This window comes from Aquimarina agarilytica ZC1 (assembly GCF_000255455.1).
In the GTDB taxonomy this organism is placed as follows: domain Bacteria; phylum Bacteroidota; class Bacteroidia; order Flavobacteriales; family Flavobacteriaceae; genus Aquimarina; species Aquimarina agarilytica.
Genome location: NZ_JH621296.1, coordinates 1 through 23,273, shown reverse-complemented (window position 1 = coordinate 23,273; position 23,273 = coordinate 1). Strand labels below are relative to the sequence as shown.

Annotated in this window: 12 protein-coding genes and 1 pseudogene; 10 read left to right on the top strand and 3 right to left on the bottom strand. The window is 35.0% G+C overall.

Annotated features, from left to right (window positions below; genetic code table 11):
* Positions 1 to 60 precede the first annotated feature (60 nt).
* On the top strand, positions 61 to 225 hold the full coding sequence (locus KQA_RS20390) for a hypothetical protein (RefSeq protein WP_157366757.1): 165 nt from the start codon (positions 61 to 63) through the stop codon (positions 223 to 225).
* Here KQA_RS20390 and KQA_RS0217095 read toward each other — a convergent pair.
* Positions 218 to 775 (bottom strand): HD domain-containing protein, encoded by a 558-nt coding sequence (locus KQA_RS0217095; protein ID WP_010182795.1) that lies wholly within the window; start codon positions 773 to 775, stop codon positions 218 to 220. The genes KQA_RS20390 and KQA_RS0217095 overlap by 8 nt on opposite strands.
* A gap of 449 nt (positions 776 to 1,224) precedes the next feature.
* On the opposite strand from KQA_RS0217095, the pseudogene KQA_RS19980 reads away from it, so the two are divergent.
* Positions 1,225 to 1,500: pseudogene (locus tag KQA_RS19980) on the top strand (transposase); the annotation flags it as partial.
* A 49-nt stretch (positions 1,501 to 1,549) separates the two neighbouring features.
* On the opposite strand, the gene KQA_RS0217090 reads toward KQA_RS19980, so the two are convergent.
* Together KQA_RS0217090 and KQA_RS0217085 are read right to left on the bottom strand one after the other, a co-directional pair.
* Positions 1,550 to 2,029, bottom strand: coding sequence for a lipocalin-like domain-containing protein (locus tag KQA_RS0217090; RefSeq protein WP_010182794.1), 480 nt, complete (start codon positions 2,027 to 2,029; stop codon positions 1,550 to 1,552).
* Between the two features lie 416 nt (positions 2,030 to 2,445).
* The gene (locus KQA_RS0217085) at positions 2,446 to 3,603 is read right to left on the bottom strand and encodes a lipocalin-like domain-containing protein (protein WP_010182793.1); all 1,158 of its coding nucleotides are present in this window, start codon (positions 3,601 to 3,603) and stop codon (positions 2,446 to 2,448) included.
* A gap of 178 nt (positions 3,604 to 3,781) precedes the next feature.
* Here KQA_RS0217085 and KQA_RS0217080 point away from each other — a divergent pair, with 178 nt between their 5' ends.
* From KQA_RS0217080 to KQA_RS19235, 8 genes are all read left to right on the top strand, one after another.
* Positions 3,782 to 8,524 carry a hypothetical protein gene (locus tag KQA_RS0217080; RefSeq protein WP_010182792.1) on the top strand — a complete coding sequence of 1,581 codons (4,743 nt, stop codon included), beginning with the start codon at positions 3,782 to 3,784 and terminating at the stop codon, positions 8,522 to 8,524.
* 6 nt (positions 8,525 to 8,530) lie between these two features.
* A complete protein-coding gene (locus KQA_RS0217075; protein ID WP_010182791.1) occupies positions 8,531 to 10,597 on the top strand; it encodes a fibronectin type III domain-containing protein in 2,067 nt (688 codons plus the stop codon).
* Positions 10,598 to 10,606: 9 nt separating this feature from the next.
* Positions 10,607 to 15,844: a hypothetical protein gene (locus tag KQA_RS0217070; RefSeq protein WP_232285917.1), complete on the top strand. Its 5,238-nt coding sequence runs from the start codon at positions 10,607 to 10,609 to the stop codon at positions 15,842 to 15,844.
* Between the two features lie 1,174 nt (positions 15,845 to 17,018).
* Positions 17,019 to 20,228, top strand: coding sequence for a hypothetical protein (locus KQA_RS0217055; protein ID WP_010182788.1), 3,210 nt, complete (start codon positions 17,019 to 17,021; stop codon positions 20,226 to 20,228).
* An 18-nt stretch (positions 20,229 to 20,246) separates the two neighbouring features.
* A complete protein-coding gene (locus tag KQA_RS0217050; protein ID WP_010182787.1) occupies positions 20,247 to 20,750 on the top strand; it encodes a hypothetical protein in 504 nt (167 codons plus the stop codon).
* Positions 20,740 to 21,450 carry a hypothetical protein gene (locus KQA_RS0217045; RefSeq protein WP_010182786.1) on the top strand — a complete coding sequence of 237 codons (711 nt, stop codon included), beginning with the start codon at positions 20,740 to 20,742 and terminating at the stop codon, positions 21,448 to 21,450. The genes KQA_RS0217050 and KQA_RS0217045 overlap by 11 nt, the downstream gene beginning before the upstream one ends.
* Before the next feature lie 12 nt (positions 21,451 to 21,462).
* Entirely contained in the window at positions 21,463 to 22,086 is a 624-nt protein-coding gene (locus KQA_RS0217040; RefSeq protein ID WP_010182785.1) for a hypothetical protein, read from the top strand.
* A gap of 124 nt (positions 22,087 to 22,210) precedes the next feature.
* A partial coding sequence (locus tag KQA_RS19235) for a hypothetical protein (protein ID WP_010182784.1) occupies positions 22,211 to 23,273 on the top strand: 1,063 nt, incomplete at its 3' end.

Below are 23,273 nucleotides of genomic sequence, written 5' to 3'. Positions count from 1 at the left end.
TAAAAATCTGTCTTTTTTGTTATAAAAAAATCAAGCAATTTTAATCGAACTCAGGTTAATATGAAAGGTTTTATTTATGAAAAGGGTAAATGGGAAGAGAGTAATGAAGTTTTTAATTACTACCCTGACCCTTCACCAGACCAATACATTAACGAAGAAAAAGCAGATGAAATTATGGAGATTTTAGATGAACGAGATAATTTAAGCAACAACAATTTTATTTAATAAATGAACTATAATTATCGATCTTACTCAATAATCTTTCAGAAAGGTATTTACTAGCTGATTTTAATTCGGTATGAATTGTAATAGCTTCCTTTTGATAGATTATTTTTTTATCATTGTTCCAGTAGAAAGGAGGGTGATAAAGATTACAAATGCGATCAGCCATTTTTACCATCCAAATTTCATGCGGTTGATTTTTAATACGGTCTAAGCTATCAAGCATCATTGCTTCTTTAGTATTTAAGGTTTCATCTTTTGTTAGGGCTAGGACTCCATCTGCAACATTTTTACCAAATAGAGTTTTTATATCTTCATATGTATGGATGGTATCCTCAATTGTATCATGTAATAACGCACATTGAATAGCTAGATTTTTATCAAATTCTGTATTTGTTAATTGAATGGCATTTATAATTTCCATTGCCACACTACCAATATGATTTAAATAAGGTATTTGTTCGTCTTCTTTTCTCCCTCCATATGTTTGATTCTTATGGGCCCTAGTAGCGAACTCCCAAGCTTTATTATAAATATCAGGAGACCAAATCATATTAATCCTTTAAGTTTAGTTTTAGCGATAAATGCATCGATTAAAGTATATACATAATCCTTGTCTTTATCGGTCATTTTAGCAACTTACTTAATGCGATTCATTAAGTTATCAGTAAGTTTTAAATCTGTATTTCCCACAAGGTAATCTAAAGAAATAACCCGATCGCGCGGAAATGTTTTCCGTGTCTACAAAGTTAATCAAACAAAGTGATTTTTTTGTAAAAAGTTTTGTTTTAAAAATAGAGTCTTCTTGTTGTAAGTTTATGAAGTGAAATAGAAATAGATTTTTTAATTGAAAATTTAATGTAAATTGATGGTGTATATTATCACGGATTGCAAAGTCAAGTAGGTACAGGGAATTTTATCCTATACCTCTCACAGAACCGTACGTGATAGTCCACTTCAAATAAAATAGTTTCCTTACTAAATTCAAATCTTAAAATTACTCAAAGTATGAGTAGAAAGGGAAGTTGTTGGGATAACGCTGTAGCTGAAAGCTTTTTTAAAACAATTAAATAGAATGCTTAAAATAGGTGTCATTTTTCAAATAGTGAGAAGCTTTACAGGTGTATTGATCAATATGTAAATTGGTACAACACTAAAAGAATACATTCTGCTTTAAATTATTTGACACCTTTAGAAATGGAATTGAAATTAGCCCAAAAAATAAAAATCCAAAACTTGAATTTATCAAATTTTGGATTTTTTATGTGTAATTTGTGAGCATCAGACTAATCACTTAATGCTCCTAAAGATGCCCATTAGCAATTTTTTATATTTTTTCAAATAAATAAACTTCTTTTACCTTTCCAATATCATTATTTTGGGATTCGAATTCGAAAATTATTCTAAGAGAATCATTTGTTGCTGTAAAAGTAGTGTTTTGAGGCTCGATTCCGTTACCTATTTCAAAAAGAACGATATTAGATACTATTCTGTTTTCCTCAATAGTATAGGTTGCATTTCTTTCAGCTTCTTCGTCACAAATATCTCCTTCGCTAAAAAATTCTGTTCCCTTAATTTCTGTTTCAGTAAAAGAGATGGTTGATCTTTTTTTACATTCAGTAGTTATGCAACCCCTAACGGAATCAGCATATTCTAGTAGTTTCCAGTTGCCAATTAAAAAACTTTGCCCACCAATACCATCAGAAAAATCAACACATGGTTCATTTTTAAGATCATTATCATCATCACTACTACAACTAACAGCTAAAAAAATTAGTACTAGAGAAATTACTTTTATAATTTTCATGTATAATGTAATTAAAATTTGACTCAAAGATAGTGTTTTATTAAGATTGGAGTACCTTGTAAATAACTAAGCGACGTTTATGAAGTTATCAATACTATAACTCTATGTAATCGGTATAGAAAAACTGTAGATAGAAACATTCAAGGTACCTTGCAAAAAGTACGTAAATGGATTACGACTGGCATTTTGGTTAGAATTGTAATACACCCCGTTGGCAGAAACAATACCACTAACTTTTAAGGGCTTACTTTTTTTTATGGTTTCGTAATCAATAGTTTGTGATAAGCAATTTGGAGTGCTTAACCATAAAAAGAAAATAGTAAATGATATGTTGTAAAAACTTCTTATAACTTTTTCTTATAATTAAAACCACGCTTGTTGAATATTCAATAAGCGTGGTTTTTTAAGTGATGAATTTATTTTCTTTTGTATACCGAAGAGTTTTCTTCAGAGCCTATTATGGTAAGTTCATCTTTTTCAGAGTCATAAGAAAAATCAGTAGTTGATTCTATTCCATTTACAGTGAATTTAATTGTATTGTCTTCTACAGTGTAGGTGCTTTGAGTAGTTTTACCTTCACAAGTCATAGATGAACTATCAAAATCGTGGGTCAATACTTTTAAATTTCCATTGCTTTCAAATGTAAGTGTGTTTAATTCTTCACACTCCTGAATATCTTCCTTACCATCTTTGTTTAAAATAGAAATCAATTGCCATTCACCAACTATAGGGGATTGTATAGTTACTTCTTCTTCCTCTTCTTCTATTGTTGGAAAATCCTCTGTAGTTTTTTTCCATTTTTCTACGTAAATCTCATCATCCTCTACTTTTTCAGTAAAAATAAGTAAATCTTCTTCAAAAGTAACTTCTGTTTCAAAATCACCATCATTAGCTTTTACTAAAAGTGAAGAGTTTTGAATGATATAACTACCCGTAATTAAGCCTCCATTTCCGCAATTATCAACATCACTCCCAGAAAAATAAAGTTGCTTAAATACATCATCAGTTATTTCTAGTGCTGTTTTTTTTCTACAATCATCAAGTGCTATAACTTCTCCATTTTCTGATTCAAAAACTAGGTTATAACCTCCTTTAATTTGATCTTTGGTAATGCCCGTTATTTCTGGAGTTATTGCTTCTACAAAGAAATCATCAGTAGTGCGTTCAAAGATTTCAACTAAGGGTTCATCGCCATCTTCAATAACTTTGTAGGTAATAGTAAGCCTATTGTTACTAAGAGAAAATGTAGGAGACTCTTCATCAGTTTCATTTCCAAAAATAATTAGATCATTTTTGATTTTATAAGGAGTATTACCTGCTACGTCAAGCTTACACTCACCATCCTTATTAGATGTTAGTTTGTTCACAAAAATTGTTTCTGTAAATTCTACTATTGATTTTTTTTCACAGTCATCTAATATTTTTTGTTCGTTGTTTTCGATGAGTGATACTAATTTCCACTTACCTAAAATACTTTCGTTTTCATTATTTGTTGAGTCAGAATTAGCATCATCACTACTACAAGAAAATAAAGTAGCTACAGCTATTCCAAGACCTAAAATGATTTTTTTCATAATTAATTTGTGTATTTAAATTAGATTGCGGCAAAACTAGCTATAAATCCTAAAAAATCAGCTCTATATTTGAAGGAATATTCCTTCAATATAAAGATAACATTATAAGATTCAAGTGCTTATTTTTACCAGATATTCTTAAGTGTAAAATTTACTTGTAACCAACAATGCTATTTAAATGAAAAAAAAACTACTTCTATTCTTTTTTATTGTCAGTAGCCTTTTTTCAAGTAGTGTTCACGCAGCTATTGTTAAAGATTCCTTGATTACAAGCACTTCAACTAAAAGGACCCTGCTTAATGTTAATAAACTGCTAAAACAAAAATTGTTTGAGCTGGATAAAAAATATCCGACAACTGACAAGGAATTTCAATACACTTCTAATGCTTCGGAATTTTCTTTCAAGCAAATAAATAGTGAATACCCAATTCTTCAAGAAGTTGAAAATAATCGACAAGAAGCAGAGGGGGTAATTAACGAAGTTGAGGAGACAGGGAAGTGGGTGGATACCTTTTCTAACGAAGATATTCAAACCTTGCCAGTAGGTATTCAGCACGAAGTTAGCGGGGTTACCTACCAAATAGGTTTCGCTAAAGCAAGGTTTACCAAAGACTACACCGAACTTACTGTTTTTGCACGTATCAAATTACCACAGACTGATGAGCGAGGCGAGCCTATACAGTTGTTTTTTGGAGCAAACAATGTAAAACTTTCTCATAGCGGTGGATTAATTGGTCAAGCCAATTTGGTGTTATTAGGGGATGTATTTATTCCGTTTAACAAAGGAAATTGGTTGTTTTCATTAAAAGGAGGTTTTGATATGGAAACAGGACTTACCCAAAACAATACCTACATCACTATTGATTGCGATGGCGTAAAGGAATTAGGTTTGCAAGGAGAGGTGCAATTTTCGCGAAAAATGCTTTTGCCTGTAGATAATGAAGGAAATTTAGCACCAGAGACGCGAATGTATACTAATTCGGCTCAAAAAAAAGTACAAATACCTAACAGGGTACGTGGTAATTTTAATATGGTCGGTTCCGACTGGAATGATTTGGTTATTGAATTAAGCCTCTCCCCTTTTGTATTGACTAAGCACCCGGATAAGTTTATGTTTACGGCAAATCAAGCTACTTTTGATTTTAGTGATTTGCGAACACCAGAGGTGAATTTTCCTAATTTTTACGAAGAAAAGGGCTTACTACAACCTAACCGCGAAGCTTGGCGAGGCGTATATGTGCAATCGCTCCAAATTGCCTTGCCTAAAGAATTTAAAACCGAGGAAAGTATTTCCCAAAACAAGCGGGTTACTTTTAATGCCTTAAATATGATTATTGATAATCACGGGGTTTCGGGGTATTTTTCGGTCGAAAATTTGATTCCATTAAAATCTGGCCGTACCTCAAATACAAAAGCCTGGGCCTATTCGGTAGATAAATTTGGCTTGGAGTTGGCGGCTAACAACTTAATTGGAGCAGATTTTAGTGGCGCTATTGTATTACCAGTGTCCAAAAATGCCAAGGCAACTAATGCCAAAGGCGAAAAAATAGAAACTTTAGGTTTAGGCTATAGCGGTATTATTAGTGAAGAAGAATATGGGCTTAGTGTATCCACTTTGGAAGAACTCAATTTCGATGTCTTTCAGGCCAAGGCTCAATTAGCGCCTAATTCAAGTGTGGAACTTTTAGTCGAAAACGGAAATTTTAGACCTCGAGCTATACTCAATGGGTATTTGGATATTAGTGCCAAGAATAATCCAGAAACTGATGAAAAAGCCCTTACTAATTTTAAGGGCGTTCAATTTCAAAATTTAGTTTTACAAACCACATCTCCCATACTACAGGCAGATTATTTTGGATATAAAAAAGCGGGTAAATTTAGTAATTTTCCCGTATCTATTCCCGAAGTTGCTTTGGTGGCTAATGAGTATGAAACCAGTTTGATTTTTGGGTTGAGCATCAATTTAATGAGTAAAGGCTTTAGTGGGTCTACACGGCTAAAGATACAAGGAGAAATTAGTGACGAAGATCGCAAACAACGTTGGCGATTTAAAGGATTAGACTTGGCTGCTATTGCTATTGATGCCGATTTAGGAGGCGTCCAATTAAATGGTGCATTAGAATTAATGCGCAATGACCCGGAATATGGAAATGGCTTTGCGGCAGAAATCCAAGGAACTTTTGGTGGTTTTGGCCCCATAACGACCAAGGCTATTTTTGGTAAAAAAGATTTTCGTTATTGGTATGTGGATGCTTCGGTACGTGGACTTAAAATTAATATAGGTCCAGTACAGCTTTCTGGTTTTGCAGGTGGCGCATCATATCGAATGACCCGTAGGCAGGGGGTTTCAGCTTCCGAATTTTCACCTTCGGGACTTTCTTATATTCCTAGTGATCGTTCTGGGTTGGGTGTAAAGGCTATGATCATAGGTTCAATAGGGGACGAAACTGCAGTGAGTATTGGTGCTGGATTTGAAATTGAATTTAATAAAAAAGGAGGTATGAATCGCTTAGGCTTTTTTGGCGAAGCTAAAGTCATGAAAGCACTCGAGTTTGCTAATCCTGCCTCGGCTATGCAAGATCAACTTCAAGGAATGGTTAATAACGAAGCCCTACAAGGAGTGATGGATAGTAAAGCTGGAAAAACTTTTTTAGATAAATCAACAGAAGAATATCCCAAGTCCGCAGCTGCAACGGCAACAATAGAAGGTAAAATTGGAGTCAATTTTGATTTTGTAAATGATTCGTTTCATGCCGATATGGAACTGTATGTAAACACTCCTGGAGGATTTCTTCAGGGATACGGCCCTGGCGGCTTAGCTGGTTGGGGAGTGATACATGTAAGTAAAAAGGAATGGTATGCGCATTTAGGAACGCCCTCTAAAAGAGTGGGTTTACGTTTAGGGGTGGGTCCTATATCTGTAGAAACTACAGGTTATTTTATGGTGGGCGATCGTTTGGAAGGCAGTCCGCCACCGCCACCGGAAGTGGCAGAAATTTTGGGTGTGGAACTTAGCGAATTGGATTATATGCGCGATGAAAATGCGCTAAGTTCAGGTAAAGGTTTTGCTTTTGGAACAAATTTTAAAGTAGATACGGGCGATTTGCGGTTTCTCATTTTTTATGCACGCTTTATGGCAGGAGCAGGTTTTGATATTATGCTACGTGATTACGGAGAGGCCTCATGTAAAAATACAGGCAAACAGATAGGGATCGATGGTTGGTATGCTAATGGTCAGGCCTATGTGTATTTACAAGGTGAGCTGGGTATTCGTATTAAATTATTTTTTGTAAAAAAGAAAATCCCTATAATTAGTGCAGGTGCAGCGGTATTACTGCAAGCCAAAGCCCCTAATCCTATTTGGATCAAAGGCTATTTGGGGGGCTATTATAATTTATTAGGTGGTTTGGTAAAAGGACGTTTTCGCTTTAAGCTAGAAATTGGTGAGGTGTGTGAATTGGAAAATGCCTCTCCACTTGGCGGCATTAAAATGATTACAGGGCTAACCCCCAAAGAAAATACCGATGACGTTGATGTTTTTGCAGCCCCACAAGCGGCTTTTAGTATGAAAGTAAACGAACCGATTATTATTCCGGATGATCAAAGTGATAAAACCTACAAGGTACTGCTTGATAAATTTGAAGTTACAGACGAATCAGGTAAGCTAATTGAAGGTGAAATGGAATGGGCAACGAGCAAGGATCGAGTTACTTTTTATTCAACCGATATATTGCCGCCTAATACCAAACTCAAAGTAGTGGCCGAAGTTAGTTTTTTAGAAAAAGTAAATGGGGTATTTCAAACCGTAAATGTTGATGGTCAAAAAGCGGTGGAGCGCGAAGAACGTAATTTTACTACCGGTGAAGCACCAACGCACATCCCATTGCATAACATTAAGTATTGTTACCCGGTAGTGAATCAAAAATTTGTGTATGCGAAAGAATACAAAAAAGGCTATATCAAATTAAAGCGAGGACAAGATTATTTATTTGATAGCGCACAATGGGAAAGTAAGGTAACCCTTACCGATGAAAATGATAAAAACACTATTACCGAAATGAATTATAATCTTTCTGATAATCAGGTAAACTATGCCATGACAAATTTAGCCAATAAAACAGGCTATACTATGACGATTAATAGTTATCCTAAAAATGCTAGTACTCATTCAACTACTAAAACGAAGAAAAAAGAGACAGCAACAAATTTAGATAATGATAACACTTTTGTGGTAACCCAGAACCAAGCAAATGAGGTGTCCAATACTGGTGAAATTGAACGTTTAACATACAATTTTGGCACTAGCGAGTATGCTACTTTTGTGAGTAAAATGCGAAGCATAAAAACTACAAATCACCTTTTTGATCAACGTTTTGAAGCTATTTTCTTAAGTGCTAAAATTAATCCCAACGAAGGTTACGAACTAATGGAGCTTGTTGGGGATACTTATTCTGATAACAAACCCTTAGTGGTGGCTGAGGCCACGTTAAAAGATGATTATTTTACCAAAGATATTGATCCGATATTATATCAAAAGCATCCATTAACTAGTAAATATACAATTAGTCGCGACCCTAAAATATATGGTTTTAAGCCTAGTAAAGCTTTAATTTTAAGTACGAGTTACTTGACTAGCTTAGAGCATGATGTGGATATCAATTGGCGAAAAACACGTTTCCCATTCCGTTATGATTTGGCTTTAATTTATAAGGAAGATTATGTAAGTATTAGAGATCGTGTTTTAAATGATTTTACTAACGGCCTTATCCCAAGTACACAAACAGCACTTGATATTATTGATGCCGATTTTTTACAAATGCGAAATGGGAAATATGATGTTAAATTAAATTATGTATTGCCAGGTAATAAAAAGAATTCATCTTTTATTTTTAATTACACCAACCCATTACGATTTAGATAAAACACTATGAGGGTTATCATATACATATACATTTTTATCTCAGCCTTTTCTTTGTTTAGTCAAACAGAAAAAGCAGCGGTAAAAGTATTGTCTCGTCATCAGGGGAATCAAATTCTATTACGTTGGGCAACCACAACGCCTAGTGCTTGGTTAAAAGGTGTAAAATATGGGTATAGTTTGGAGCGCTATACCATTTCAAGAAATGGAGTTCGATTAACTACAACTGAAAAGATCAGCCTTGGAAAAAATCCGATACTTCCAGATCCTTTGAGTAATTGGGAGTCTTTAGCTACAGCCAATGATTATGCAGCTATTTTAGCTCAAGCTATGTATGGAGAAAGTTTTACTGTAGAAGGCACTAATAATCAAGATGGTTTGATGCAAATTATAAATAAAGCACGGGAAGTGGAGCAGCGCTTTGCTTTTGGGCTTTTTGCGGCAGATATGAATTTTGAAGCAGCTGTTAAAGCTGGTTTGGGTTTTGTGGATAGTAATGTTAAAGCAAATGAAGATTATTTTTATAAAGTGATACCCAATACGCCTAAAGAAATTTTAGAAATTGAATCGGGAGGTGTTTTTGTAAAAGGAGTATCAAAAAAAGAAGTACTACCTAAACCTATAGATTTGTATAGTGTGGGACAAGACAAAAGCATTTTATTGTCGTGGGAATATGAATTATTTAAAAATTTATATGTAGCCTATTTTGTAGAGCGATCCGAAGATGGGTCCAAGTTTCAACGCCTTAACAAAGAACCTTTAGTGAATATGAATGACCGTCCCGATAGCAAGGTTAAAAAAATGATTTATATTGATTCGATTGCTCAGAATAATAAAAAGTACCAGTATCGGGTTATCGGAGTTTCTTCTTTTGGAGAAGAAAGTGAACCTTCGGAAACAACTGCAGCTAGTGGTTTTAAAAAACTCGAAGCAGTTCCGCATATTAAAACTCATAAATTAACCGCTGATGGTGGTGCCGAAATTGTATGGGAATTTAAAAAAGAAGCCGAAAATGAAATTACGAGTTTTGAGTTGAATAGTGGACCTACCGTAAAGGGACCTTTTAAAATACTACAAAAAGGGATTCCTGTAAACAAGCGAAATGTGAGCGTAAAAAAGCTGGCACCTTCAAATTATTTTAGCATTTCTGCTATTGGCAAAAACAATCAAAAAACAACTTCATTAACCGCTTTTGTGCAAACTATTGACTCTATCCCGCCTATACCACCGGTAGGTTTACAAGCCAGCATTGATACTACTGGAGTGGTTAATATAGCTTGGGCAAAAAATTTGGAAAATGACCTGCTAGGCTATCGTGTGTTTCGAGCAAATATTGAAAAAGAAGAGTATTCGCAATTGACTATTAGTCCGATTTCAATAGAAAATTTTACCGATCATGTGCAATTAAAATCCTTAAATGCAAAAGTGTTCTATAAAGTAGTGGCCGTGGACAAACGCTACAATATGTCTGATTTCTCAGAAGTCTTAGTAGTAAAAAAGCCCGATATAGTACCACCAGCATCGCCTGTTTTTTCTAAGTACCATATAGAAGACGGAAAGGTCACCTTGAACTGGATTCCAAGTAATAGTGAGGATGTAGCCACACATAAATTATTCCGAAAATCCTTAAATGATAATGAAAGTGATTGGGAGCTCATTTTTAATGCTATAAGTGAAGAAACTTATACAGATACTTCGTTAAAAAGTAATCAGCGTTACCGCTACGCTATTTTTGCTGAAGATGAAAGTGGTTTATTATCGGAACCTGCTACCCCCATAACAGTAACTGCTAAAGGAAGTAAAGAAATTCCCAAATTAATAAAACGAGCCGCAGGTATAGCAGATCGGGTAAATAACAAAATCGATTTGACTTGGGCATTAGCAGATCAGGTAGCTGAATTATCCATTTACAAAGCTAAAAATGAAGAAAAACCAGTATTATTAAGGCAATACTCGGCTAAAATTCAAGTTTTTGAAGATAACAAAGTAAACCCTGGTAATGTGTATACCTATACCTTTAAAGCACTTGATAATTCGGGAAATACTGAATTTAAAAAAGAGGTAATAACTTATTAAATGAAGTCTATGAAAAAAAAATATTTATTCTTGTACCTTTTTTTATTATCATTCATTTGTTATTCCCAAAGAACTGTTGTTCGAATTTCTAATTTTTCTCATCCTACTCATTTTGATGATGGAAGGTGTCATGATTATGTATTTGTACATCTCATAAACACAGATAATGTATCTACAGAAATTATTCATTTTAAGAATGGTACGTATTCAAAGGGTGGTCCTAATGGAACTTACACTATAGATGGGATATTAGATAGAATTAATGTTCATATGAATGCTAAAGACGAAAGTGGAGGAAAGTGTAGCAAAAATCGACAGCAGAGAAGTGATGATTTTCCTAAATCAATACCTAATCGATGTTTTAATGCTCATTTTGATGAAAGATTAACAGCTCATTCAGATTTAACGACTAGAGTAATTTTTGATTACGAAGTTACTCCAATACCAAAAGTTGAACGATTTAATACAGCTGAAGACTTAATGGAAGAAGTATCTCAAAATTCAATTGGATTCGATAATAATTTTACTTTAGATGCAACAAGGGGGCTTAATGCTAGTGTATATAATTGGCAATATGGTTTTGAATCAGCGACTAGAACCATACGAAATCCTAATCTAAGTGCACGTGATAGAGATAATTGCAGAAGAAATAGACCAACTAGAACTGGACAGCCTTGTAGAGTTCCTGCGACAGACTGGGTTGATTTGCCAGTTCGTAATACAAGACAACCCACTATAAAAATTTCTGATTTTTTAGATGAAAGTGTGATTGGTAAAGAGATTCGTTTTAGATTAAGACCATGTGATGCAGCAAATAGTGATTTTATAACCTACAACATCAAAAAATCAGCCCCTCATATCACCTCAGTAATACCAACACAAACAACATGTTTTGATACCGAAGATGGAAAACTACTCATTAATTTAGATAATGATATTGATCTGGTAAATGATGAGTTAGGAATTGTTATTAGGGATAAAACAAGACCTGGAGAATTAATTGCCTCGTTTACTAAGCAAGATTTAATTGATCAAAATGCATTTAAAAATCCTAGGCAAATTGAAATTACTGGATTGCCAGCATCGGATATTCCAAATGCTTTTGAAGTAGCTTATTTAGCTGATTCTAGTATCTATTTTTCAGATTCGGTTAAACATAAAGCCACGTTCTCATTAGGTAGAAATAGACCAGTATCTTTTCAAACAGCGCCAATTAAAACAGATGTGTTCTGTTTTGGAGGTAATGATGGAGCTATTCGTATTAATGCAGCAGGTGGGACACAAAATGGCTACAGTTATTTACTTCGAAAAGTACCCGAACCATTTCCTGTAAGTGAGTCTGATTGGCAATCTTTTGATGAAAATAGTCATACAGATATCAAAAACCTTACTGCAGGTACTTACGAAATTAAAATTCGTGATGGAAATGGGTGTGTGGCAAAAGATGAAATAACTATTGGTGGAGAAACAATGCTTGGTAATGAAACTATAATACCAATAACCATAAACGAACCAGAAAGCCCACTAACACATACAGATGTTGATGAAAATTCGATGGATCCTACCGGTTTTGGATTCTCCAATGGACAAATACAAGTCGTAGTTTCAGGGGGAACGCCTAATGAAAGCCTAGGTGCTGAGCCGTATACCTTTACTTGGAAAAATTTAAATGGAGATGCCTTAACCACAGTAAACACACAAACAGAAATTGATGGGACGGGTAAAATTAATTATCGAATTACCCTAACGGATGTTCCTAAAGGGAAATATTTTTTAAGTGTATATGATAATAATCATGCTGCTGCAACCAATAAACAAGCTTGTTTTATTAATGCAAGCGAGTACGATTTGGGAGAGCCCACCCCTATTACCTTGAGCATTGATGAGACCACCGAAATATCCTGTAATTCGGCCAATACATCAACTGATAAATCCACCGATGGGGTGTTAACAGCTCTAGTTACTGGAGGAGTCCCTTTTGATCCTATTTCTAATGGAGGTAATTTGTACACTTTTGTATGGAAAAAGAAAAACGAAACTACGGGTGTTTATGAGGTATTGCCTGGCGAAAACAGCGCTACATTGTCTAATAGAGAAGCTGGAGCATATGCCGTAAGTGTTACCGATAAAAATGGGGTTTCTTTTGGGGCGACGGATGCAGAAAGAACTAAAAGTGTCGATGCTACTTTTGATTTGGTAGAGCCTACGCCCATAGACATTGTAGAAAATTTAACACCTGTGCGTTGCCATGGAGGTAATGATGGGCGAATTCAATTAAATATTAGTGGAGGAAATCCTTTTCCAACTAGTCCAGCATCCTATACCATACAATGGACAGATGCCCCAACAAATACCAGTTTAATACGTGAAAATTTAATAGCAGACGATTATAGCGTTCGCATTACGGATGCTAAAGGCTGTAGTACCTTTAAAACCTATACGATTACCGAACCGAATACACCATTAGAGCTTACTTATCCTTCTAATTTTAACCAACCCGCCGCAGCAGGCTTTACTAATGGTTTTATTGAAGCCACGGTGACAGGGGGAACTATTTTTGCAGATAATACGTATAACTTTACATGGACCGATAGTAGTGGTAGTAGTGTAACAGCTAACGTAACCACTAGTTTTGATATCACTACGGATACCTTCACTTTGCGTTTGGATAATGTGGGCACTAGTGTGTACACCTTAACTATTACCGATGCGAATCATACGGAGGCGATCAATAAATCGGGCTGTATTATTAGTGATACTTTTGAGTTGGAAGATCCTACGCCACTTGAATTAAGTGTTGCCGAAACAAAACCTATATCCTGTAACCCAACGAATGCTAATGGCAACCCATTTGCCGATGGAGAATTAACCGCTACCGCTTCGGGAGGGGTGCAATTTGCTACAGGACTTCCTTATATATACACGTGGAAAAAGAAAAACGAAGTTACAGGACTTTTTGAAGTGCTACCTTCACAAACTACTGCAGTAGCTAGCGGTTTGGACGAAGGGGAATATGCTGTAAATATCGAAGACCGTAATGGAATTATTTTTGGGACGTATGTGAATAATGTTCTCGTTACTCCTAATGATAAAATTATTGATTTAGTAGCCCCTCAGTTATTGGAAGTGACTTTAACTAAACAGGATGTTTTTTGTATTGAGGGTAGTGATGCTTGGGTAGCTGCTGAAATTTCAGGGGGTACACCTCCGTTTTTAGTATCCTGGAGCACTGGTGATGAAGAAATAGATAATACTACACGTACATCTCGAATCGCGGATTTACCGATAGGCACTTACGAAATTTTAATTACGGATAGTCGTAACTGTACCGCTTTTCAAACTATTGAAGTTGAACAGCCTTTACAGCCACTTCGTATAACTTATCCACAATTTGATCGACCTACAGCCTATGGCAATACCGATGGATGGATCGAAGCCGAAATTACTGGGGGTACATCATTTGCCAATGACACGTATACTTATCGTTGGGAAACCCTAGATGGAGAGCTGCTAAACGGACAAACAACCACTAATGTATCTCCTTCGGGTGTTTTTACAGTACGTTTAAACACTATAGGTGCAGGTAAATATTTTTTAAGTGTAGAGGATGCGAATTTTAATAAAGCTACTACAAAAACTGGCTGTACTTTTATTGATAGTGAATTTGTAATTCATGAACCTATAACGGCTAGTATTGCTATTGTTCAAGAAATTTCATGTAACCAAGCCAATGTACATCTTAACGAATATAGTGATGGAATTTTACAGGCTACTGTAAAAGGAGGGGTGCCTTTTTCTACAGGCGCTCCGTACACCTATATATGGAAAAAAAGAAATGATGCAGGTGTTTGGGAAGTATTGGACGAACAAACTGAAGCCACAGCGAATAATTTAAGTGATGGCTTGTATGCCTTTAACGTTATTGACCAATTAGGTACTACCATTGGGAGTTATCAAGGGGATGTATTAGAAGCAGCTACAGATATCGAATTTGATTTTGAAGAACCTGAATTACTCGTACTCCAACTTAGCAATACAGAGGTTACCTGTAGTGCAGGGAATGATGCTTCGGCAAGTGTTGCCATTACTGGCGGAATTGCTCCGTATAGCATTGAATGGTCATCGGGTGATACTACCCCAACTACACAGAGTAATTTGGTGCCAGGCAACTATTTTGTCGAAGTTATGGATGCCAGAGGTTGCCAAGCTACGGAAAAAATCACTATTGCCCCTCCGGGTGATATGGAATTAGAAATAGTAGAACAAAAGAATCCGACATGTGTTGATGGCACCGATGGTCGTATCGAGGTACGTATTACTGGTGGAGTACCTCCTTATGTTTATGAATGGGAGCATGGTGGCGTAACAAATACTACTTCAAACCTTACAAAGGGAACCTATCGATTAAAAGTGACCGACTCTAATATCAGAAACAGCCGTTGTAGCTTTTTCCAAGATTTTGAATTAATCGATCCAGAACCTATTCCTATTGATTTAGGGGATAACCGTACCATTTGCATTGATCAAGCCTTGGCTTTAGATATCAGTATTGACGATTTAGGAGCTACTTACCAATGGACAAGCGATCAAGGCTATACGAATACCAACCCTTCAGTGAGTTTAACCGAGGCGGGAATATATACCGCGACTATTACAAATTCGTTGGGTTGTCAAATTAGTGATACGGTGAATGTAACGGTAAATGATGTAGAAATTGATGCCGACTTTTTAATTACTTCAAGTGCTTATACCAATCAAGAAATTGCACTTATTAATGTTACAGAACCAAAAGCTGATAAAATTGATTGGGTGGTTCCCGAAGGCATTACGGTAATGAACGATGACGATGATTTCTTATCTTTAATTTTTGCAGAAGAAGGAAATTATACCATTGGGATGCGCGCTTATCAAGGAGATTGTTTTCAGGATTTTGAAAAACAAATTTTTGTAGCTCAAGGAACTATTACTGCTGCTGATGCGATCAATAATCAAGATTTTATTGAAGAGTTGATCGTTTTTCCAAACCCTAGTAAAGGTATTTTTAAAGTAAAAATGGCTTTACAAAGCGAAGCATCGGCAAAACTTAGACTAATTTCATTAGTCGATGGAAGTGTAATTACCGAAAAGGAAAGTACTGTTGCTGTTGATCATTTGGTCGATTTTAATTTACAATTAAGTTCGGGGATTTATCTGTTAATTGTAGAAACCCCTCGTGGTGGTGCTATTCGAAAAGTAATTATTGATTAAATAGTATGAGTAGTTTGTTTGTACATAGCGGTTTTGGGTTCGAGTGCTTGATTTTTGATAAAAAAATAAGTGTATCGAGAACTGTATTATTGATTCAACAATTCATAATCAAAAGCATTTCCGTGCTATTCAGCTTTTTCATTTTCTTTGCTCATCCAAAGAAAACGAAACAAAAGAAAAGATGTCTTTTCTTAGAAATTTTTTCGATTAACATCAAAAAACCATTCACAAAAAATTGCGTCGCTACGTGCCTGCGCTCCTGCCTTCAATTTTTTGCGAATTATTTTGAAGAAAAGTATTTCAAAGCCCTGCTTTGGATCGCTACTCATTGTTATTTAATAGTGTCTGTATATACTTCTACAGTAAATTACATAACTGCTTATTACTGGTTCGAGTGCTTAGTTTTTGAAAAAAAATTAAGTGTATCGAGAACTGCGTTATTGATTCAACAATTCATAATCAAAAGCATTTCCGTACTATTCGGCTTTTTCATTTTCTTTGCTCATCCAAAGAAAACGAAACAAAAGAAAAGATGCCTTTTCTTAGAAATTTTTTCGATTAACATCAAAAAACCATTCTCAAAAAATTGCGTCGCTACGTGCCTGCACTCCTGCTTTCAATTTTTTGCGAATTATTTTGAAGAAAAGTATTTCAAAGCCCTGCTTTGGATCGCTACTCATTGTTATTTAATAGTGTCTGTATATACTTCTACAGTAAATTACATAACTGCTTATTACTGGTTCGAGTGCTTAGTTTTTGAAAAAAAATTAAGTGTATCGAGAACTGCGTTATTGATTCAACAATTCATAATCAAAAGCATTTCCGTACTATTCGGCTTTTTCATTTTCTTTGCTCATCCAAAGAAAACGAAACAAAAGAAAAGATGCCTTTTCTTAGAAATTTTTTCGATTAACATCAAAAAACCATTCTCAAAAAATTGCGTCGCTACGTGCCTGCACTCCTGCTTTCAATTTTTTGCGAATTATTTTGAAGAAAAGTATTTCAAAGCCCTGCTTTGGATCGCTACTTATTGTCATTTAATAGTCTCTGTTTATACTTCTATAGTAAATTACATAACTGCTTACTATTGGTTCGAGTGCTTGATTTTTGGTAAAAAATTAAGTGTATCGAGAACTCATCTTAGTAATTACAAAACACCGAATACTTGTTGCTAATGAAAAAGTACCTATTACTCATATGGATATTCGCTTTTCAAGCGCTACAGGCACAGGTGTTCCCAGTGCAGGTAACGCCGCAGTTAATACCACCTTATAGTTTAAATTTATCGGACTATCAAAATGCAGCTCGGGAGCAGGTGATTGTGAATTTGTTATTATCCGATGTCACCGAAAGTAACCGAGAGGTAACCTTAAAATTTTCGATGAGCAATACTGCTGGTTTTGCTATTGAGAGTGCTCCTGTTGTAGTGGGCGCTTTGCCTGTGTTTTTAAATGGAGGAATTCCGCTGCGATTAACCAATGCCGATTTACAGGCGTATTTTCAGCTTCAAAATTTACGAGGAATTAGTCCGCAGCAATACGGACAGCCCTTACCCGATGGGGTGTATCAATTTTGCTTTGAGGTATTTGATCGCCGCTCGGGACAAGCTATTTCGCGTAAAAGTTGTGCCACAGCTTTTTTAGTGCTTAATGATCCTCCTTTTTTAAATGTGCCCTCAAGGGGAGAAGCCATCCCGCAAAAGGAACCTCAGAATATTGTTTTTCAATGGACTCCAAGGCATTTGAATGCCACTAATGTGGAATATGAATTCACTTTAGTCGAAGTTTGGGATGAATTAGTAGATCCGCAAACCGCATTTTTAGCCAGCAGACCCTATTACCAAACCAGCACACGAGCAACCACTTTATTGTATGGACCTGGCGAACCAGCATTGCTGCCCGATAAAAATTATGCTTGGCGGGTACGGGCTGTAATTAACGATGGGATTAGTCAGACCTCGGTGTTTAAAAACAATGGCTATAGCGAAATTTATTATTTTGAGCACAATGCCGAATGTGCTCCGCCCCTATTTGCCATTTCCGAATCAAAAACCGCCACCACACAAAACATCCGTTGGCAGCAAGCCTTGTACCAAGGCTATAATGTGCAGTACCGTAAAAAAAAGGCCTATACACAAACAAACGAAACTAAAGAAACCAAAAGAAAGGGGAAAAAGAGAAAGAAGAACAAAGGTTCAAAAAATGCCTCCTATTCTGGTATTAAAGCGGTGGACGGAGGCAGTCCTTGGTTCGAAATTAAGACCTTTAGCGAGCAAGCCACTATTTTTAATTTAGAAAAAGCCACGACTTACGAGTTTAGAGTAGGCGGAAGATGTCGCCCCAATGGCGGTTTTGCTTATGGTAATATTCAAGAATTTACCACGGCAAGTAGTAACGACCAAGCCTCGGGTTACCAGTGTGGTATTTTACCTAACATACAAATCAATAATCAAGAGCCTTTAGAACGTTTGGGGGTCAATGAAGTATTTACGGCAGGGGATTTCCCAGTCACTGTAAAATTTATAGCCCAAGGGAATCGCGTATCGGGCGAGCCAGGATCTGGAGCGCCAGTATTAGGAGCTAATGGCACCTATAGCGGTTGGGGATTTATAACAGTGCCATACCTAGCCGACACCCGAATTAAAGTGATTTTTAATAACATCAAACTCAACTCCGATTACCAATTAATCGAAGGCGTTGTAGAAACGGATTACGATAAAGATTGGGGTGATGTGGATGATATTAGTGATGAGTTGGAGGTGTTGGAGGATGTGGGTGTTTGGACAATAGATACCGTATCGGAGTTTGTCGAAATTATAAAAGATAAATTAGAGAAATTATCTCCTGAAAAAAAAGCGGAAGTTATCCAAAAAATAGAACAGCTAGAAGAGCTGGTTGAAGAAGAGCCAGAAAAGGTAAAAGAACTAGTGGAAGAGATTAAAGAAATCATATCCGAAGATCCTCCACCAACAGATACAGATACACCAGAAGTTGATGTGCCCGAAAGTGAGGATGAAGGCGAAGGTGAGCCATTTATTAGTTTTAGAGATGAAAAATATAAGGATGGGGATAGTATTAAGATAAAATATGATAATTCTGTAGAAGAAGAATTATTAGAGTTTTTTGGAGCAGCTAAAACAGCTAAAATTGTATGGGATAGATATGCTACAAAAAATACAGAAGTAGCATCGTCTATAATTGGAGAGGGGAAAAAGGTTTCTCATAAATTAATGGGAGATGTTTCTGAATTTTATATAGGTGTTCAATATTGGAATGATGCCGATAACTTTCCCGATAAAGAAAAAATGAAAGAATTGAGAGTTAAAGTTGAAATAGCAAAAAATAATGAGTTTAAGCTAGAAGAACTTTATGCAACTGATGGACGTAGTAAAAAAAGAATAGCAAAAAGTAATGAAACTTTATATTTAGTTAAAGTGCCTGGAATAACATCCCCTAACGATCGAAAAAGACTCATAAACTATAGTATAACAACATCTCCTAGCATAAATAAAAATTCATTTAATAAAAATGACATTGTTTGGAACTATAATAATATTAATGGAGAGAGGAAGTTTGATTATGGAAAAGTTAATATAACAAGATCTCTTTGGGAAAGAGAAGAACCACATGTTACTGCTGTAGAAGCTGGCGAACCCAAAAATGAAGTTAAAAATGTGGAAGTTGTTTTTGTTGACGGTGAAATTAAAACCTTTGAATTTATGCCTCCTGCGATAAGTTCATTAATTAAAGATAAGTTAATGGAAATTGAAAAGAATCTTAAGGTTTTAGATAAAATCAATAATGCGTTAGGGTTAAATGAAAAGACTAAGTTTAAGATTGACCCAATAAGAGTTTCTAGTCAAAAATACAATGAAGAGGATTCAGAATCAAGATTATATAAAATTTTCGAAAAAGCTTCGGTAACGGCAGGAGTTAAAGCCGAGATGGCAGAAGTATCTTTTACTCACCCAGTATTCAAATTAGCAGAAAGGGCAGGTATTTTCCAAGTTGGAGCATATTTGATGTTTAAAGTTCAGGCACAGGTTAAAGGAGGTGTCGAACGTTATAAATTTGTTGAAGAAAATATTTATAAAGGTAAAGATCCATATTTGAAAATAATAAGTAAGGGTTGTATTGAGACCGGTTTAAGATCAAAATTATTAGTAGCAAAAAATCAAGTTGATTTTGATGTTAAAGGGTATGCAGAAGGTTGTTTAGCTGGTGAGTATAAATATAGTTTTAAAGATGAAAAAATCAAAGGTTTAATATACATACCCCCTGTAATTTTAGCGGCACATATTAAAATTAAGTCTAAAGGTTTTTTGAAATTTGATTTAGTTGATTGGAGAGGTAAAATTGAAGTATCAGATAGAATTGAATTATAATTTGTTTATTCTGAATGTATGAAAAAAATTAAATCGATTATTTTTATTTTTTTATTTTTTAATTTATTCTTTCAAATATTAGATTGGAGTGATAGTTATGATATTTACAATGATTTAAAAAAAGGAAGTGAGTATGTTAAGAAAAGAGTAGTTGTTGATTCTTTAATTAAAAGCAGGGATGTTTTAACAGAATCAGGTAAAGATCGCCTTATTTATACTGTTTTTTTTAAAAACCCTAAAGGCAAGCTAATAATTGAAGATAATACTTACAGTATTTACAAGGCTAAAAAAGTAAAATCAAATATTTTACAGTTTTCTGAGTATTACCAAAAACATCAAGACTCTATAAATATATGGTATCATCCAGTTCTTAAAAATAAATATATTTTAGATGGTCAAGAAAATTTCAAAGATTCTCTAATTTGGTCATATATTATCTTACGATTATCATTTTTATTGATAGCAATACTTACATTAATAGTAGTAGTTTTTAAAATTAAAAAAAGAAAATATGATAAATAGAAAATACTATATAATATTTATTCCATTAATTTTTTTTGGGACTTTTTTTTTGAAAGCTCAGAATAAAGAACAATCTAATTTAATTTTAGGTTATGCTGAAGTCCAAGAATTAAGTTTTCACATATATGAACCAAGACTAAAAGTAAAAGCTACTATTTCTAATCTCAATGAAGTGAAAAATAAATATCCAGAACAATTAATGCAATCTATTTTATCAGCTTCTAATCAGAAGTGGGTTAATTACAATACTTTAAATGGAGAAAAAGATAAGCAAGAGCAAAGTCATTTCGATAGAATCAAATCGATGGATAAGAATAAGAATTATTTTGAATTACATCATAAATTAACTTTTAATTTAGGAGATATACCTACTTCTATAATAAAGTTCTTTTTTTATCAAGAAAATGAAGAACCACTTTCAGCATCCTATGTAATGCAGAAAGTAGAAGGAAGATGGCAAAGGACTTCTCATGTATCATTATCTACACTTTCTATAATTGTAATGAGAATGAAGTCTGAAATTCTTGAAGGTATAATTTTAGGATCTTCAGATGATCCAAATATAGTTTCTATAAGAGATAGAGTTACTATTAATGAGAGTTTGGATTTAAAAAAGTTAGAACAAGAATTTGTTTCTTGGTATGATCCAGTAATTGATCAAAAAAAGATAAATCTATATAAAGATCCAATGACTTGGTAAAATAAATATGTTATGAGAAATAAAATGTTATTGCTAAGTTTTCTATGGTATAGTGTAGTATTTTCACAAATAGATTATAGTAAATATGAAGGGAGCAAAGGAAAAATTCGTTTTTTTAAAGAGTATTCTTTTTCAAATATTTATGATTATTCAATTGATTCTGAACAGAAAGATTCTTTAATAACTAAAGTCATAAGAGGAAATAATCCTGAAGCTTTAATTTCAAAAAAATATTCATCAAAATTTTCTCAAAGTAAAACGGAGTCTACATCTTTCAAAATTAAATTAAAGACACGCCTAATTGTTACCATAAACAACACAAAACATTCATTAATAAGTTATAAATCATCCGATAATAATAAAGTAATTATTACAGATTATTATTTAGACGATGATTCTACATTTAAGGAAAATACCAGATCAAACGATGAAATAAATTTACTTAAATCAATTCTTGAAAATTCGAATGCTAATTTGTTGTTTGAATTTTACAATAGGAGAAATAACGAAAATTACCCTGAAATAAACAAACTGAAATCTCAGGCCAAAAACTCTGATGGAATTCTAGATATTAAAAAATTAGCTAAAGTTTTAGAAGAAAACAAAGCAATTTTATCCAAATACTTAGATGAGTAAGCAATTTTAAGTTGAGTTGATTAAAAAGCGTAAGGGATAGTAGAGAAAATCCCACAGCCTGACGTAGGAAGTGCGAGGAATTGTATCGAATAGCCCGACCCATGGGGTTACGCTCAAAAAAAGAATGAAAAAGTACCTATTACTCATATGGATATTCGCTTTTCAAGCGCTACAGGCACAGGTATTCCCGGTGCAGGTAACGCCGCAGTTGATACCACCTTATAGTTTAAATTTATCGGACTATCAAAATGCTGCTCGGGAGCAGGTGATTGTGAATTTATTATTATCCGATGTTACCGAAAGTAACCGCGAGGTAACCTTAAAATTTTCGATGAGCAATACCGCTGGTTTTGCTATTGAGAGTGCTCCTGTTGTAGTAGGCGCTTTGCCTGTGTTTTTAAATGGGGGAATTCCGCTGCGATTAACCAATGCCGATTTACAGGCGTATTTTGAGTTGCAAAATTTACGAGGAATTAGTCCGCAGCAATACGGGCAACCTTTACCCGATGGGGTGTATCAATTTTGTTTTGAGGTATTTGATCGCCGCTCGGGACAAGCTATTTCGCGTAAAAGTTGTGCCACAGCCTTTTTAGTGCTTAATGATCCTCCTTTTTTAAATGTGCCCTCAAGGGGAGAAGCCATCCCGCAAAAGGAACCTCAGAATATTGTTTTTCAATGGACTCCAAGGCATTTGAATGCCACTAATGTGGAATACGAATTTACCTTAGTCGAAGTTTGGGATGAATTAGTAGATCCGCAAACTGCATTTTTAGCTAGCAGACCCTATTATCAAACCACCACACGGGCAACCACCCTACTCTATGGTCCTGGCGAACCAGCATTGCTGCCCGATAAAAATTATGCTTGGCGGGTACGGGCTGTAATTAACGATGGGATTAGTCAGACCTCGGTGTTTAAAAACAATGGCTATAGCGAAATTTATTATTTTGAGCACAATGCCGAATGTGCTCCGCCCCTATTTGCCATTTCCGAATCAAAAACCGCCACCACACAAAACATCCGTTGGCAGCAAGCCTTGTACCAAGGCTATAATGTGCAGTACCGTAAAAAGAAGGCCTATACACAAACAAACGATACTAAAGAAACCGAAAAAAGAGAAAAAAGGACAAAGGTTCAAAAAATGCCTCCTATTCTGGTATTAAAGCGGTGGACGGAGGCAGTCCTTG